At 69.0% G+C, this 15,599-nt stretch carries 15 protein-coding genes; 11 read left to right on the forward strand and 4 right to left on the reverse strand.

Annotated features, from left to right (window positions below):
- Positions 1 to 10 precede the first annotated feature (10 nt).
- Positions 11 to 880, forward strand: a complete 870-nt coding sequence (locus TA3x_RS12870) for a hypothetical protein (protein WP_435021813.1) — start codon at positions 11 to 13, stop codon at positions 878 to 880.
- Between the two features lie 16 nt (positions 881 to 896).
- Here TA3x_RS12870 and TA3x_RS12875 read toward each other — a convergent pair whose 3' ends face one another.
- The 4 genes from TA3x_RS12875 to TA3x_RS12890 form a co-directional block, all read right to left on the reverse strand.
- Entirely contained in the window at positions 897 to 1,670 is a 774-nt protein-coding gene (locus TA3x_RS12875) for a class I SAM-dependent methyltransferase (protein WP_435021815.1), read from the reverse strand.
- Between the two features lie 65 nt (positions 1,671 to 1,735).
- Positions 1,736 to 2,620 (reverse strand): glycosyltransferase family 2 protein, encoded by an 885-nt coding sequence (locus TA3x_RS12880; RefSeq protein ID WP_435021816.1) that lies wholly within the window; start codon positions 2,618 to 2,620, stop codon positions 1,736 to 1,738.
- The gene (locus TA3x_RS12885) at positions 2,617 to 2,772 is read right to left on the reverse strand and encodes a hypothetical protein (RefSeq protein ID WP_435021818.1); all 156 of its coding nucleotides are present in this window, start codon (positions 2,770 to 2,772) and stop codon (positions 2,617 to 2,619) included. Before TA3x_RS12885 ends, TA3x_RS12880 begins: the two co-directional genes overlap by 4 nt.
- A 114-nt stretch (positions 2,773 to 2,886) precedes the next feature.
- Positions 2,887 to 3,543, reverse strand: coding sequence for a hypothetical protein (locus tag TA3x_RS12890; RefSeq protein ID WP_435021820.1), 657 nt, complete (start codon positions 3,541 to 3,543; stop codon positions 2,887 to 2,889).
- Between the two features lie 351 nt (positions 3,544 to 3,894).
- Between TA3x_RS12890 and TA3x_RS12895 the strand changes: the two genes are divergently transcribed.
- The 10 genes from TA3x_RS12895 to TA3x_RS12940 all read left to right on the forward strand — a co-directional run bounded on the left by TA3x_RS12895 (position 3,895) and on the right by TA3x_RS12940 (position 15,523).
- On the forward strand, positions 3,895 to 4,524 hold the full coding sequence (locus TA3x_RS12895) for a hypothetical protein (RefSeq protein ID WP_435021822.1): 630 nt from the start codon (positions 3,895 to 3,897) through the stop codon (positions 4,522 to 4,524).
- Positions 4,509 to 5,939, forward strand: a complete 1,431-nt coding sequence (locus TA3x_RS12900) for a DCC1-like thiol-disulfide oxidoreductase family protein (protein WP_435021825.1) — start codon at positions 4,509 to 4,511, stop codon at positions 5,937 to 5,939. The genes TA3x_RS12895 and TA3x_RS12900 overlap by 16 nt, the downstream gene beginning before the upstream one ends.
- Positions 5,936 to 6,268: a hypothetical protein gene (locus tag TA3x_RS12905; RefSeq protein ID WP_435021827.1), complete on the forward strand. Its 333-nt coding sequence runs from the start codon at positions 5,936 to 5,938 to the stop codon at positions 6,266 to 6,268. The genes TA3x_RS12900 and TA3x_RS12905 overlap by 4 nt, the downstream gene beginning before the upstream one ends.
- Positions 6,269 to 6,389: 121 nt before the next feature.
- A complete protein-coding gene (locus tag TA3x_RS12910; protein WP_435021830.1) occupies positions 6,390 to 6,839 on the forward strand; it encodes an RrF2 family transcriptional regulator in 450 nt (149 codons plus the stop codon).
- 19 nt (positions 6,840 to 6,858) lie between these two features.
- The gene (locus TA3x_RS12915; RefSeq protein WP_435021832.1) at positions 6,859 to 7,902 is read left to right on the forward strand and encodes a sulfate ABC transporter substrate-binding protein; all 1,044 of its coding nucleotides are present in this window, start codon (positions 6,859 to 6,861) and stop codon (positions 7,900 to 7,902) included.
- Between the two features lie 5 nt (positions 7,903 to 7,907).
- Positions 7,908 to 8,717 (forward strand): sulfate ABC transporter permease subunit CysT, encoded by an 810-nt coding sequence (gene cysT, locus TA3x_RS12920; RefSeq protein WP_435021833.1) that lies wholly within the window; start codon positions 7,908 to 7,910, stop codon positions 8,715 to 8,717.
- Positions 8,718 to 8,721: 4 nt separating this feature from the next.
- Positions 8,722 to 9,585 carry a sulfate ABC transporter permease gene (locus TA3x_RS12925; RefSeq protein ID WP_435021835.1) on the forward strand — a complete coding sequence of 288 codons (864 nt, stop codon included), beginning with the start codon at positions 8,722 to 8,724 and terminating at the stop codon, positions 9,583 to 9,585.
- Positions 9,586 to 9,638: 53 nt separating this feature from the next.
- Positions 9,639 to 10,709, forward strand: coding sequence for a sulfate/molybdate ABC transporter ATP-binding protein (locus TA3x_RS12930; RefSeq protein ID WP_435021837.1), 1,071 nt, complete (start codon positions 9,639 to 9,641; stop codon positions 10,707 to 10,709).
- Between the two features lie 19 nt (positions 10,710 to 10,728).
- Entirely contained in the window at positions 10,729 to 12,573 is a 1,845-nt protein-coding gene (locus TA3x_RS12935) for a sulfatase-like hydrolase/transferase (RefSeq protein WP_435021840.1), read from the forward strand.
- A gap of 127 nt (positions 12,574 to 12,700) precedes the next feature.
- Positions 12,701 to 15,523 (forward strand): M16 family metallopeptidase, encoded by a 2,823-nt coding sequence (locus tag TA3x_RS12940; RefSeq protein WP_435021843.1) that lies wholly within the window; start codon positions 12,701 to 12,703, stop codon positions 15,521 to 15,523.
- The last annotated feature ends 76 nt before the right edge of the window (positions 15,524 to 15,599 follow it).

The raw sequence follows: 15,599 nt of genomic DNA on the forward strand, positions 1-15,599 counted from the left end.
CCCACTCCTCATGATCCGCACCGGCTATCTGCGCTGGGAGATCGACGTCGCCGACGAGCGGAGCGCCGTCGATCCCCGGGCCCGCGAGGTCTCGTTCCGGGCCCGGCCCAGCTATCGCATCGTCCGCGTCAAGAACCACGGGCATCGCGAGGCATCCGAGCGGTTCGTCCGCGGCGAAGACTCGTACGACGCGGTGATCCGCACCCTCAAGAAGGAGGGGGCGGAGACCGACGTGACGATCCCCGACGTCGGGCCTCGCCTGTTCCGCTACAGCGACGAGGACCGGAACCAGACCCCGCGATTCTGGATGGTGAAGCTCCAGCGCGAGGCCAACGCCTTCGCCCACGAGGTCGTCCGCGCCGCCGCGTCGTTCCCGCAGATGGTGATCTCCAGCTCGGCATTGCGGGCCGGCTATGCCCGGCTCGTCGAGTGGGAGATCTTCCGCGTGATCGAGGGGCGGAGCCAGCCGGCGGCGACGGTCGAGGACGAGCCGATGCGGCTCGACGCGGGGGCCTACCAGGCCGGCGTGCCCGAGCTGGTCGCGGCCGAGCTGGTGCGCGACGTGGTCGAGCCCAAGGAGTTCGACGAGTTCTGCCGGTTCGATCGCGTCACCGTGCTGAACAACGGCAAGTATTACCGCGTCCCGCGCCGTCCGCACGGGCTGATCGAAGTCTGGGACGCGAAGACCCATCGGGGCGAGGCCCGGCTCTGCGTGGTCTTCCAGGACCCCGGCATGCCGCCGTCGGACGAGGTGGTGATGAAGTACCTCCTCGCCAAGCACCAGCCCGACCTGCTGTGGCAGGTCGGGGTCAAGTTCAGCCCGCCCACCGGGCGGTTCGATGCCGCCCCGCCTCGGCGATGGCGGTCCGCCGACGACTGAGGCGATGGCCCGCCGATCACTTCGCGGGCTTGTCCTCCGGGGCCTTGTCGAAGATCAGGATGTGCTGCCAGGGGAGGAAGTCGAACTTCTCCTTGAACAGGAATCCGTTCGCTTCCAGCTCCAGACGGACCTGCGCGACGGTCATCTTGTGCTCGGGCTTGATCGGGACCTCAGGGTCCTCGCCCCTGAACTCGACGAGCACGAGGCGGCCGGTCGGCTTGAGCGCCTGACGAAGCCCGGCCAGGGTCGCCACCGGGTCGGAGCATTCGTGGTAGACGTCCACCATCAGGGCCAGATCGACCTGGGCCTCGGGCAATTTGGTGTCGGTCGCCGTGCAGAGGATCGGCTTGATGTTGCGGATGCCGACCGATTTGGCGTTGGCCGAGAGCATCCGCAGCATCTGCGGCTGCACGTCGGTCGCCAGCACGGTCCCCTTCGGCCCCACCCGGCGGGCCAGGCGAAGGCTGGTGTAGCCGGCCCCGGCCCCCACGTCGGCCACCGTCTCGCCGACCTTGATCCGCAGGGCATCGAGCATCTTCTCGGGCTGTTCTTCGTCCTCGCGGGTGTCGCGGAACAGCCAGTCGGCCCCGTGGTAGCTCATGATCTCGGCGATCGGCCGGCCCATGTACGTGCCCGGGGCGTCGCCGCGTCCTTGCCGCTTCGCGGCCGGCCGGGCCTTGGCCTTCGGCGAGGGGTCGGTCGCGTCCTGTGCCACGGCGGTCCCGACGGCGAACGCCGCGAGGAAGGAGGCGATCAGCAACGCCGGGGCAGACGACGCGGGGCGGATCATGGTGCGTTCCCCGAGGGGAGGGCGGCACAGGAGGGATGCCCTGCGCCGGCCAGCCGATGGATCGATCAATCCCAGAATGCGTAGCGGACGATGCAGTAGAGGGCCTGGAAGCCGTCCTTGATGCCGATCTTCTTGCCTTCGCTGTAGTCGCGGCCGTTGTAGCTGACCGGGATCTCGTAGATCCGGCAGCGTCGGGCCGGGCGGCCGTCGAGGGCCGGCACCTGGAACCGGGCGACCTTGGCCGTCACCTCGGGCTCGAAGCCGAAGCGATTGCTGTCCAGCTTGATGTTCTGGATCACCTCGCGGCGGAAGACCTTGTAGCAGACCTCCATGTCCGTGAGGTTCAGGTCGGTGAAGAAGTTCGACAGGAGCGTCAGGACCCGGTTGCCCTGCGAGTGCCAGAAGTGGAGCACCCGGTGGGATTCGCCGATGAACCGCGATCCGTAGACGACGTCGGCCTTGCCCTCGATGATCGGCTGGACCAGCTGGAGGTACTGCGACGGGTCGTATTCGAGGTCGGCATCCTGGACGATCACCAGGTCGCCGGTGGCATGCTTGAAGCCGGTCCGCAGCGCGGCCCCCTTGCCCTGATTCACCTCGTGGAAGACGATCGTCAGGTCGGGGTCGGTCGTCATCATCTCGCGGAGGACGTCGGTCGTGCCGTCCGTGGAGCAGTCGTCGACCAGGATGATCTGCTTGTTGATCTTCACCGCGCGGACCTGGCGGAGGATCTCGCGGATCGTGTTCTTCTCGTTGTAGACCGGGATCACCACCGAGAGCACGAGATTGTCGGGGATGCGGAAGATGCCCAACCGCTTGCAATTGGCCTCGCCCAGCAGCCGCACCAGTTCATCGTAACGTTCGGAGTCTTGAAAAGGATTGGACACAGACAGTTCCTCGTCATCCAGCTCGGCCGAGGAGGAGGGGTCCGATTCAAATTGTGTGTTCATCGGGCGGGAAACCCCAGATTGACCGCGAAGTCGAAGAGATCGGCCGGGTCGAGCCTTGCCCAAACTGCCTTGCTCGGGCCTTCCACCAGGCGTCGAACGAGTATAAGAAAAAGGCCCGGATCGGTAAAGCCGGCGTCCATATCCGTCAACATGCGCGGATCGCCCCGATGGGACGACGAGCACCCTGGGCGCATAATGCAAGACGACCCGCGACGAGTGGACGTCGCGGGTCGTCTCGGGGAGAAAGCCAGGGGCCTTCTCTAGTCTCAGAAGCCGGCCGAAGGAGCCGGGACCGGCGGGGGCGGGGGCGTGCCGGGGGCCGGGGTGGCCGGGGCGGAATCGGGCACCGGGGCGGGCTCGGAGGCCGGGGCCGGCTCGGGGGTCGGGGCAGGGACAGGAGCCGGGGCGGCAGCCGGGGCGCTGGTCACCGGGTACTGCTTGGACGGGACGATCTGGCCCGACGGGATGTACTGGGCCGAGGCGTAGGTCTCATAAACCGGGGTGTAGGTGCCGTAGACCGGCATGCTGCCCAGCGAGCAGGTGTCGCAGACCGGGGCGGGGACCGCACAAACCGGGGCGCAGACCGGGGCGGGCTCGTAGCAGCCGCCGCACGACCGCTTCTTGTGGCCGAACAGGCCGTGCTTGTGCTTCTTCCCGCTGTAGCAGGAGCTGTAGCACGACGAGTAGCAGGAGCTGTAGCACGACGAGTAGCAGCTGGAGGCGTAGCAGCTCGACGAGCTGTAGCACGACGAGTAGCAGCCGCTGTACATCGAGGAATAGCAGCTCGACGAGCTGTAGCACGACGAGTAGCAGGAGCTGTAGCACGACGAGTAGCAGCTGGAGGCGTAGGCCACCGGCTCGCACTTCTTGTGGTGACAACCCAGCCCGGTCAGAGCCATCAGCATCACGACGGTCGCCTGCATGTCGGAAACTCCCTGGGTGTGCAATTCTCGGTGTCAAACCTGGCGAGGGGGTCGGCCCCCGACGCCGGCCCCGCTCATGGGCCGACGCATCATACCAGGATCCCCCTGCTCGCCGACCCGTTACTTCTGGCGTTTTCGTTATTGGTCGCTCAGATACCGCAAATTCTAGTCTCCCAATCGGCTGATGCAAGTCAATTTGGGAAATTTGCGTTGAAGATTTTGGATGGGGCGAATGGTGGGTCCTGGCGAGTTCCCCCGAGGCTGTCCCGTTCGGCTGGCCCGAAGCGTCGCGGGCGGCTAGTCTGGCAGCGCGGATCATGTGGCGATCGGCCGGGGTCGGGGGGAATCGGCATGGGACGGAGAATGGCGGATGAGGGCGATTGGGCCGAGGCCGACGCGCAGGGATGGCCGGTCTGGGCCAAGCGGCTCACGACCCTGGCCGTCCTGTTCCACGCCGCGGCGATCTGGGCCGGTGCCTGGGCGGCCGCGCCGGCCTCCGGGCTGGAAAGGGCCCTGGCCGATCGGTTCTCGGCCTACAATCAGTTCATCGATCAGGGCTACTCCTACCGGTACTACAGCCCGGAGCCGCCGCCCACGCCGGTGGTCACGGCCGAGTTGAGCTACGCCGACGGTCGCCCGAGCCGGACCGTCCGTCTGCCGGAGCGCGGGACCTGGCCCCGACTGAGATACCAAAGGCAACTGGCCCTGGCCAACGCCCTGGCGGCCGACTTCGAGGATGCCCGGACCCATGCCGGCGACGGCTCGCGGAGCCGTTGGGCCCACGCCTACGCGACCCACCTGGGGAAGGAAAATCCGGGATGTTCGGAGGTCACGCTCCGGCTCCAGATGCACCTGATCCCGCCGCTTGAACGGGTGCGCGATCAGGTGAGGCAACGCGGGTTCGCCCCGGTCGACCTGGACGCCGAGGAGTTCTACTCGACCCCCGAACGGATCGGAGTCTACCCGTGCAACGCTTCCTGAACGGCCTGGTGGGCGTCCCGGCCGCGCTGGCGGGCTCGATCGCCCGCGGCTGGGATCGGTTCCTCTTCACCCCGGCCGATCCCACGCCCCTGGGCCTGATCCGCGTGCTGGTGGGGGGCCTCCTGACGTGGAGCATGCTGGTCTATGGGCTGGACCTGCACGCGTTCTTCGGCCGCCAGGGCTGGGCCAACCTGGAGACGGTGCTCCAGTTCCGCTCCGAGCAGGGGCCGGGGTCGTGGTCGTTCTGGTTCTACGTCCCCGACGCCATGCTCCGCCCGGTGTGGATCGCCTGCGTGGCCGTCCTGGCCGCGTTCACCCTGGGGCTGTGGAGCCGGACCACGGCCGTCCTGGCCTGGATCATCGTCGTCTCCACGGCGCGGCGGGCTCCGATCAGCCTGTACGGGTTCGACAACATCGCCTCGACCTGGGCCCTGTACCTGGCGGTGTCCGGGGCGAGCGGCCAGGCGGTGTCGCTCGACCGGATGATCGCCCGCTATAGCAGGAGCCGGGCCGAGGTCGCCACCCGGCGCAAGGATGGGCTCTGGACGGCCCCGTCCGGCGTGCCTTCGCCCTCGATTTCGGCCAACCTGGGCTTGCGGCTGATCCAGTGCCACCTGGTCCTGATCTACGGGCTGTCCGGGCTGTCGAAGCTCCGGGGCAACCCCTGGTGGGAGGGGACGGCGATCTGGGGGACGATCGCCGCCGGGGAGTTCCGGCTGTTCGACCTGACCTGGCTGGCGGCGTTCCCGTTCCTCCTGAACGCGATGACCCACGCCGCCGTGGCCCTGGAGGTCGGCTACCCGGCCCTGGTCTGGGTCCGGCCGATCCGCCCGTTCATCGTGGCCGCGGCGATGATGATGCACGCGGCCATCGGGCTGACCCTGGGGCTGTTCGAGTTCGGCCTGGCCATGATCGCCGGCAACCTCGCGTTCGCCTCCGGCCCGTGGCTCCGGAGCCTGGCCTCGGGCCTGGAGCAGCCCTCGGGCCGGGTCCTCTACGACGGCGCCTGCCCCCGGTGCCGGGCGTCGATGGCGCTGATCACCGCGATGGACCCGGACCGGGTCATCGAGCCGGTCGACCTGACCGCCGTGGACGTCGCGACCATCCATCACGGGCTGACGAAGGAGGAATGCCTCCGGGCGATGCACCTGGTCCGCAGCGACGGGGTGGTCGAGGTCGGCTACGAGGCGGTCATGCGAATCCTGGGCTGGACCCCCCTGGGCCGCATGCCGGCGATGGTCCGGTATGTGCCGGGGGTTTCGTGGGTCGGCCGTCGGGTCTACAATCGGATTGCGGCGACGCGCCCGCGCGATGGTTCCTGCAACGACGAGGCTTGTGGCATCCACCCGCCCGGGGGCCGGCGACCGGCGGACGGCCGCCCGGCCTCGACCCAGCCCGGGAAGGTCACCCGATGAGCCCCGATCCCTCGACGCCCGAGCCCGCCCCGCGTCGGATGTTCATCCGAGAGCCCGGCTGGCGGGTCGGGCACAAGCTCGGCAGCGAGCGCGAATTCTGCTATGCGATGGCCCCCGGACAGGATTACTACCACCGCCTGCTCGATGGCGAGATCTACGTCCATCACGGCGACGAGCGGCTCTGCCTCGCCTGCGCCGAGCGGCGGGGCCTGCTCGCCTACGAGCCCAAGGGGCTGGGCCGGCCCGGTTCGGCTGCATCGGGATTCGTGATCGAATACGATCCGGCGAACGACGAGGGGGGGCAGGGCGGCCTTGAGCTGGAACCGTGAGGCGATCCGACTTCGGCGACCGTGCCGGGAGCGGGCGGGATGCGTGACCCCGTCCGTTCGATCTTGACTTGTCTGGTCGAAATGGGGATGATTCGTCCCCGTCCGAGGTGAGATCGTACCGATGAGCGTTTCTTCCAAGTGCTACTACGCCTTGCGTGCGATCTACGCCCTCGCCGAACACGCCAGCACCGAGCCCCTGAAGATCGCCGAGATCGCCGAGCGGGAGCTGATCCCGGTGCGATTCCTGGAGGTCATCCTGGGCCAGCTCAAGGGCGGCGGGTTCGTCCGGAGCCGTCGCGGCGCGGAGGGGGGGTACACCCTGGCCAAGGCGCCCGAGGACATCACCGTCGGCGAGGTGATGCGGTACGTGGACGGGCCGATCGCCCCGGTGGATTGCGTCAGCCAGTCCCGGCCCAAGGAGTGCGAGTTCCACGGGCACTGCCACTTCTTCGGTTTCTGGTGCCGGGTCCGCCAGGCCATGTCGGACGTCGTCGACAAGACCACCTTCGCCGACCTGATCGTCGAGAATCGCGACCGGAAACGTGAGTATGTCGGCGACTGGATCATCTGAGAGGCAGGGACGAGCTGCGATGCGACGACCGGAGGGGGCGAAGTTCGGGGCCTGGTTGATGGGGCTGCTCCTGGCGGCCTCCGGCCCCTCGTGCGGCCCTCGGGTCGGCGCCTCGCAAGGGGTCGATACCCTGACCCTGGGCGCCTATTCGGTCGTCCGCGAGGCGTTCCACGACGGGCTGATCCCCGCCTTCACGAAGTCCTGGGCCGACAAGACCGGCCGGGCCGTGCGGTTCGAGGAGTCGTACAACGCCTCCGGGGCCCAGTCCCGCGCCATCGCCGCCGGGTTCGATGCCGACATCGCCGTGCTGTCGCTCCAGGGGGACATGGACAACCTGGTCAAGGCGGGCGTGGTCGAGAAGGGCTGGGACGCCGGCCCGACCCGGGGCATGGCCACCCGCAGCCTGGTCGTGATCGGCGTCCGCGACGGCAACCCCAAGAACATCCGCGATTGGGCCGACCTGGCCAATCCCGGCGTCGGCGTCCTCTACCCCGACCCCAAGACCTCGGGCGGGGCCCGCTGGAACATCGCTGCCGTCTGGGGGGCCGGGCTCCTCGGGGCGGATCGGGACAAGCCCGACCCGGAGGCCGCCCGCGACCTCCTGTCCCGGGTCCAGGCCAACGTGGTGAACATGGACAGCTCCGGCCGGCAGAGCCTGGCGACCTTCGAACGCGGGACCGGCGACGCCGTGGTCACCTACGAGAACGAACTGCTCCTCCGGGAGAAGTTCGTCCCGCATCCGATCCCTTATGTGACCCCGCCCGCGACGCTCCAGATCGAGAGCCCCGCGGCGCTGGTCGAGGCCTCGGTCCGCCGCCACGGCAACCGGCAGGTCGCCCAGGCGTTCCTCGAATTCATCCGCTCGGACGAGGGGCAGCGGATCCTCGGTGATTACGGCTTCCGGCCCATCGACCCGAAGGTTGAGGTGCCCGGCCAGGCCCCGCTGCCGCCCCGCCTGTTCACGATCAAGGATCTCGGGGGCTGGTCCCAGGTGAAGAAGACTGTGTTCGATCCCGGAGGCGTCTTCGATCGGACGTTCACCCGTCGCGGCGGGGGGAAGTGACGACGATGACGAGGCGACCCGAACACGTCCCGGCGTTGATGCTCCGGGCCTCGACCCTGGCCTACCTCGGCGTGATGGTGGCGCTGCCCCTGGCCACGCTGGCTTATCAGGCGGCGGAGCCCGGCCCGGCCGCGTTCCGCAAGGCGATCTTCGACCCGTTTGCCTGGCACGCCCTCCAGCTCACGATCACGACGGCCCTGATCATGGTGGCCATCAACGCCGTGGCGGGCACGGCCACCGCCTGGGTTTTAGTCCGCTACGACTTCCCCGGCAAGGGGATCATGAATGCTTTGATCGACCTGCCGTTCGCCGTGCCCACGGTGGTCACCGGGCTGATGCTGGTGGCCCTCTATGGACCGTCGAGCGCGCTGGGGGCGGTGCTGGGCCGATTCGGGCTAGGGGTCATCTACCAGCAGCCGGGCATCGTCCTGGCGCTCCTGTTCGTCACCTACCCGTTCGTTATCCGCAGCGTGCAGCCGGTGCTCCTGGAGATCGACCGGGGCGAGGAGGAGGCTGCGGCGACGCTGGGGGCCCGGCCCTGGACGATCTTCCGCCGCGTGACCCTGCCCACCCTGTTCCCCTCGATCCTCACCGGCACGGCGCTGGCGTTCAGCCGGGCGCTCGGGGAGTTCGGCAGCGTGGTGATGGTGGCCGGCAACCGTCCTCTGGAGACCAAGACCGGGCCGATGTACATCTTCGGGGAGATCGAGAGCGGCCGGCCCCACGGGGCCCTGGTCGTTTCTTCGGTGCTGCTGGCGGCGTCGCTGGGCATCCTGATCGTCCTGAACCTGATCCAACGAACCCGAAAGGCCTGACGCCGTGGCCAGCCCCGCATCGCCCGCGACCACCCTCGGCAATCGGTCGGCGTTCTGGAGCGGCCGGACGCTCCTGATCGGCCTGGTCGTCGGCTGGTTCGCGATCCTGATCCTGGTGCCGACCCTGTCGCTGGTGAGGACGGCGCTGGCCGGCGGGTTCCGGCCGTTCTGGGATGCCCTGCTGTCGGCCGACGCCCGCAGGGCCTTCGGCCTGACGATCGGGATCACGGTGGTCGCCACTCTGGTCAACACCCTGTTCGGCCTGGCCTTCGCGCTGGTGCTGGTGCGGCAGAAGTTCTGGGGCCGGGCGTTCGCCGACGGCCTGGTGGACCTGCCGTTCGCGGTGTCGCCGATCATCGCCGGGCTGATGCTGGTGATCGTCTACGGCCCGAATGGCTGGCTGGGCCGACCCCTGGAGGCGGCCGGCCTTCGGGTGGTCTACGCCTGGCCCGGGATGGTGCTGGCCACCCTGTTCGTGACCCTCCCGTTCGTGGTCCGCGAGGTCGTGCCGGTCCTGGTGGAGTTCGGCGTCGACCAGGAAGAAGTCGCCCGGACCCTGGGCGCGGGCCGGTGGCGGACCTTCTGGCAGGTGACCTTGCCCTCGATCCGCTGGGGGCTGGCCTACGGCGTGACCCTGACCGTGGCCCGCTCCCTGGGCGAGTTCGGGGCGCTTTTGGTGGTGTCGGGCAACATCCTGGGCCGGACCCAGACGGCCACCCTGTACATCCACGACGGGATCGAGGGGTTCCACCCCGAAGGGGCCTACGCCGCCAGCGTGGCCCTAGCCGGGATCTCCTTCGTCCTGCTGATCGGCATGGAATCGCTGCGTCGTCGCGTCGAGGCCCACGAACACAACCGGGGCGAGTGAACGGGCTCGGTCCCGTCTCCCCCTCAGCCAGAGATCTCGTCCGGGAGGATGCCGTGGGTATCGTGGTCCGCGACCTTCAGAAGAAGCTGGGCAAGTTCCGGATCGACTCGGTCTCCTTCGAGGTCCCATCCGGCCAGCTCGTGGCGCTGCTCGGCCCGTCGGGCTCGGGCAAGAGCACGATCCTGCGGATCATCGCCGGGCTGGAGCAGGCCGACTCGGGATCGGTCGAGCTGACCGGCGAGGACGCCACCCGGATGCCGGTCCAGCGCCGGGGCGTCGGCTTCGTGTTCCAGCACTACGCCCTGTTCCGCCACATGACGGTCCGCCAGAACGTGGCGTTCGGCCTGGAAGTCCAGAAGCTGCCCAAGGCCGAGATCCGCGACCGGGTCGAGGAGCTGCTGAGGCTGGTCCAGCTGGCCGATTACGCCGAGCGATTCCCCTCGCAGTTGTCGGGTGGGCAGAGGCAGCGGGTCGCACTGGCGCGGGCTCTGGCCCCCCGGCCCAAGGTGCTCCTCCTGGACGAGCCGTTCGGGGCGCTCGACTCGCGGGTCCGGGACGAGCTGCGGAGCTGGCTCCGCCGGCTCCACGACGAGGTCCACGTCACCACCCTGTTCGTCACCCACGACCAGCAGGAGGCGTTCGAGGTCTCCGACCAGATCGTGGTCCTGGACAAGGGGAAGATCGAGCAGATGGGCCCGCCCCAGGAACTCTACGAACGGCCGGTCTCGCCGTTCGTGACCGAGTTCCTCGGCGCCGTCAACATCCTCCCGTTCGAGACCGTGCTGAACATGGAGATGCAGCACGACGAGGCCCCTCTCCCGCTGGATGTGCCCGGCAGCGACGGTCCGACCCTGGTCTACGTCCGGCCGCACGACCTGGACATCGCCCGGAGCCGGAACGGCAAGCCGGCCTGGGCGTCGCAGATCCGCCGCCTGACCCGCCTGGGCGCGCTGGTGCGGCTCGACCTCCGGCTGGCCGACGGCACGCCGCTCCAGGTCCAGCTCACCCGCGAGCGGTGCCAGGAATTGAACCTGGCCGAGGGGGAGCAGATCTTCGTGACGCCCAAGGACCTCAAGGTCTTCCACGGCCGGCGCGGGGTGTTCGTCGAGAACTACGTGATCTGACCCGATCGAGGAGCGCCGGATGACCGATTCGCCCGCCGAAACCCGCCCGGGGCCCGCGTCGATCCTGGCCTGGGCCGCCTGGTTCGGCCTCGCCTTCGGCGAACTGGAGCTGGCGGCGTTCCTGCTCAAGTGCCACGTCCTGGACCCGCGCAACTACAACATCAGCCACCACTTTCCCTGGATGATCCCGGTGGCCGGGCTCATCCTGACGGCGATCCCCGGGCTGGTGCTGGCGGCCCTGGCCGTCGCATCCCGCCGCCGGGTTCCCGCGGGGGTTTCCGCCTTCGCCCTGGCGGCCGTCGCGTCGCTCGGGTTCCTGTTCCGCTGGCCGATCTACACGGCGGCCTGCCTCGTCCTCTCGGCCGCCATCGGGCTGGGCTTCGCCCGGTTGGCGACCCGCCATCCCGGCCGGTTCCGGAGTGCGGTCCGGTGGACCTTGCCGGTGCTGGTCGGCCTGGTCCTGGCCTCGGCCGTGGCCTGCTCGGTCCCCTGGTCGCGGGTGCTGAGTCGGGGCAGGGGAGGCCCGCCCGAGGGGCTCGAAGGCGGGCCGAAGAATGCGATCCTGATCGTCCTGGACACGGTCCGGGCCCGGAGCCTGAGCCTTCATGGATACGACCGGGACACCACGCCCAACCTCGCCCGCTGGGCGGCCCGGGGCGTCCGGTTCGACCAGGCGTACGCGACGGCCCCGTGGACGGCCCCCTCGCACGCGGGGATGTTCACGGGTCGCTGGCCGCATGAGTTGAAGGTCGACTGGAAACAACCGCTGGAGCGGGAAGTGCCGACCCTGGCCTGGTTCCTGGGCAATAAGGGGTTCGACACGGCCGGGTTCGTGGCCAACGTCACCTATTGCAGCTATGAGACCGGCCTGGCCCACGGCTTCGACCACTACGAGGATTACCCCGTCACCCCCCGGTCGATCCTGATGGGATCGGCCACGGTGGCGCGGGGCATGGACTTCCTCCATCGCCACCCCGCCCTGTCGCGGGGGCTCGGCCTGCCCGAGCAAACCTCGGGCGATCGCAAGGACGCGGCGCGGATCCGCAGCGACTTCCTCGGCTGGCTCGACCGCCGATCGCCGGGGCCGAACTTCGCGTTCCTAAATTTCTTCGACGCCCACCATCCCTACTTCCCGCCCGAGGGTTCCGGGGCGGACCTGCCGGGCGCCGTGGCCGAATCCCCGGATCGAATCCGCCTGCTGAAGACCTGGTGGGAGGCCGACAAGTCCGGCCTGACCCGGGACGAACTCAGGCTGGCCCGGGACGCCTACGACCGCTGCATCGCCGCCCTCGACGCCGAACTCGGCCGGCTGCTCGACGACCTCGACCGCCGGGGGGCGATGAAGGACACGCTGGTCATCATCACGGCGGACCACGGCGAACACCTGGGCGAGCACGGGGTGTTCGGCCACGGGGTCAGCCTGGGGCGGCCCGAGATCCACGTCCCGCTGGTGGTGCTCGGCCCGGGCATCCCGGCCGGGGCCAAGGTCGAGACGCCGGTCAGCCTCCGCGACCTGCCGGCCACGGTCGTCGGCGAACTCCTGGCCGATCGCGAGGCGTTCTTCCCCGGGGATTCGCTGGCCCGGTTCTGGACGGCCCGGCCCGAGGAGCTTCCCGTCCCGCCCGACCTCGTGCTGTCCGAGGTCAAGGCCCCGCCCGAGGACGACCCCAACCACGGCCGGTCCCCGGCCCGATTCGGGCCGTTGCGGTCGATCGTCGACGCGACCCACCACTACATCCGCGATCGGGACGGGCGCGAGCGCCTGTTCGACCTGGCCCGCGACCCGGACGAGGATCGCGACCTCGCCCCGCTCGCGGATTCGGCACCGATCCTGGGGCGGTTCCGGGAGTTGCTGCCGAGGTGACCCGCCCGCGCTGGACGATCGGTCCCCCGGGCGGTTAGAACTGGTGGATCGCCCTCCCCGGCGACCGACACGGCCGGATCGCACCTCCGCCCGCATCTGCGCCCTTCGCATCTGGGAGCATCCGCACATGAGATCCCGCCTCGCGTTCGCGCCCTTCGCCGTCCTCCTCGCGTTGGCGACGGTGGCACCTGCGGGCCTGAAGGCCCAGACCATCCCCGACCTGAAGGTCGAGACGTACTCGCTGCCCAACGGCCTGTCGGTCATCCTCCACGAGGATCACACCACGCCCACGGTCAGCGTCAACATCTGGTACAAGGTCGGGTCCAAGAACGAGAAGGTCGGCCGGACCGGATTCGCCCACCTGTTCGAACACCTGATGTTCCAGGGGTCGGAGCACCACGACGGCGAGTACTTCGGCCCGCTCGAAAAGCTCGGCGCCCAGATCAACGGCAGCACCAGCAACGACCGGACGAACTACTACCAGGCCCTGCCCAGCAACGCCCTGGAGCTGGCCCTGTACATGGAGTCCGACCGGATGGGCTTCCTGCTCCCGGCCCTGACCCAGGAGAAGCTGGACAATCAGCGCGACGTGGTCAAGAACGAGCGCCGGCAGCGGATCGATAACGTCCCGTACGGCCAGACCCAGGAAAGGATCCTGGAGGCCCTCTACCCGCCCAACCACCCGTATCACCACTCGGTGATCGGCTCGATGGCCGACCTCTCCGCGGCCAGCCTCGAAGACGTCTCGGCCTTCTTCCGCACCTATTACAGCCCGAACAACGCCAGCCTGGCGATCGCCGGGGACTTCGACCCGGCCGAGGCCCGCAAGCTGGTGGCCAAGTACTTCGGGCCGCTGCCGAAGGGCCCCGAGGTCGCCAAGATGGCCCCGGACGTCCCCAAGCTCGACGCCCCCAAGCACCTGACCATGACCGACGCCGTCCAGCTGGCGCGGACCCAGCTCGTCTGGCCGACCGTGCCCAACGGCCATGAGGACGAGGCGGCCCTGGACACCCTGGCCGCCGTCCTGGGGCAGCTCGACAACCAGAACCGCCTGTTCCTGGCCTTGCAGTACGAGAAGCCGCTGGCGGCCAGCGCCATGGCCTACCACGGCGCCCAGGCGATCTCCGGCACCTTCAACGTCTCGATCACGCCCCAGAAGGGGCAGACCATCGACGACCTGATCGCCATCGCCGACCGCGAGATCGAGCGGCTCAAGGCCGATGGGCCGACCGCCGACGAGGTCCAGAAGGCCAAGACCAGCGTCGAGAGCGGGTCGATCTTCGGCCTCCAGTCGGTGGCCCGGAAGTCCGACTTCCTGAACACCTACAACGTCGTCTACGGCGACCCGCTCGCCTACAAGAAGGAGCTGGAACGGGCCTACGCCGTCACCCCCGACGACGTGAGGCGGGTGGCCAACAAGTACCTGGTCGCCAACCGGATCCGGATGGACGTGACCCCCGGCAAGCCGACCCCCCGCCCCGAGGAGCCGGCCGTCGACCGGTCCGCCCAGGCCCCGTTGGTCAGCCCGCCGGTGGCCCAGATCAAGGACGACGTCGATCGGTCCAAGCTGCCCACGCCCGGCCCCAACCCGGACTTCACCCCGGCCCCGGTCGTCCGCCGCAAGCTGTCCAACGGCCTGGAAGTGCTGATCTCGGAGCGGCATAACCTGCCGATCGTCGGGATGAACCTGGTGGTCAAGGGCGGGGCGACCACAGTGGCCCCCGGCAAGGAAGGGCTCGCGTCGCTGGCCACCTCGCTGATGACCGAGGGGACCACCTCGCGGGACGCAATCCAGCTGGCCAAGGACCTGGCCGACCTGGGGGCCTCGGTGAACGCCGGGGGCGGCCTGGAGTCGAGCAGCCTCTCGATGTCCACCCTCACGCGGCAGTTGCCCAAGGCTCTGGAGATCTACACCGACGTCCTGCTCCACCCGACCTTCCCGGACAAGGAGCTGGAACGCCTCCGCCTCCAAAGGCTCGCCGTCCTTCTCCGCCAGGCCGACAGCCCGCCGGCCATCGCCGGGATCGTCTTCCCCAAGCTGGTCTACGGCGAGGATCACCCTTACGGCCGGGTCGCCACCGGCACGCCGAAGTCGGTCAAGTCGATCACCCGCGATGACGTGGTGGCCTACCACAAGAACCTGTTCATCCCCAACAACTCGGCCCTGATCGTGGTCGGCGACACCACGCCCGACGCGATCATCCCGGTGCTGGAGGCCGCGCTCAAGGACTGGCAGCCCGGCTCGCCGGTCACGGCCAAGCTGCCCGACGCCCCGCCCGCCAAGCCGGTCACGGTCTACCTGATCGACAAGCCGGGCGCGGCCCAGTCGATCCTCTCGGTCGGCCAGGTCGGCGTCGCCCGGAACACCCCGGACTACTTCCCGCTGGTGATCATGAACGCGATCCTGGGCGGCCAGTTCTCCAGCCGGATCAACCTCAACCTGCGCGAGGCCAAGGGCTACACCTATGGGGCACGGTCGAGCTTCGACTTCCGCCTGACCCCGGGCCCGTTCGAGGCCGGAGGCTCGGTGAAGACCGAGGTCACCGCCCCCGCGCTCGTCGAACTGGTCAAGGAAGTGGCCGACATCGCCGGCCCCCGCCCGGTGACCGACGCCGAGCTGGCCTTCGCCAAGGACCGCTCGATCAAGGGGTTCCCCGCCCAGTTCGAGACGATCTCCGGCGTCGGCAGCACCCTCGCGGCGCTGGTCCTGTATGACCTCCCGGCCGACTACTTCACCACCTACCGCGATAAGGTCGAGGCCGTCACCCGGGCCGACATCGACCGCGTCGCCGCCAAGTACCTCGACCCCTCGAAGCTGACCATCCTGGTCGTCGGCGACCGCTCCAAGATCGAGGGCCCCATCAAGGAACTGCCGTTCGCCAAGGTCGTCAACGTCCTCGACGTCGAGGGGAATCCCGCCCCAGCCACGAAGCCCGACGTGGTGCAGTGACCGGCCCGAATTCCCGATCCCGGCAAATCTTGGCCCCGCTCACTTCGGCGAGCGGGGCTTTTTTCATCCTCTCCAG

It is taken from the genome of Tundrisphaera macrotermitis, assembly GCF_051175315.1.
Lineage (GTDB): Bacteria > Planctomycetota > Planctomycetia > Isosphaerales > Isosphaeraceae > Tundrisphaera.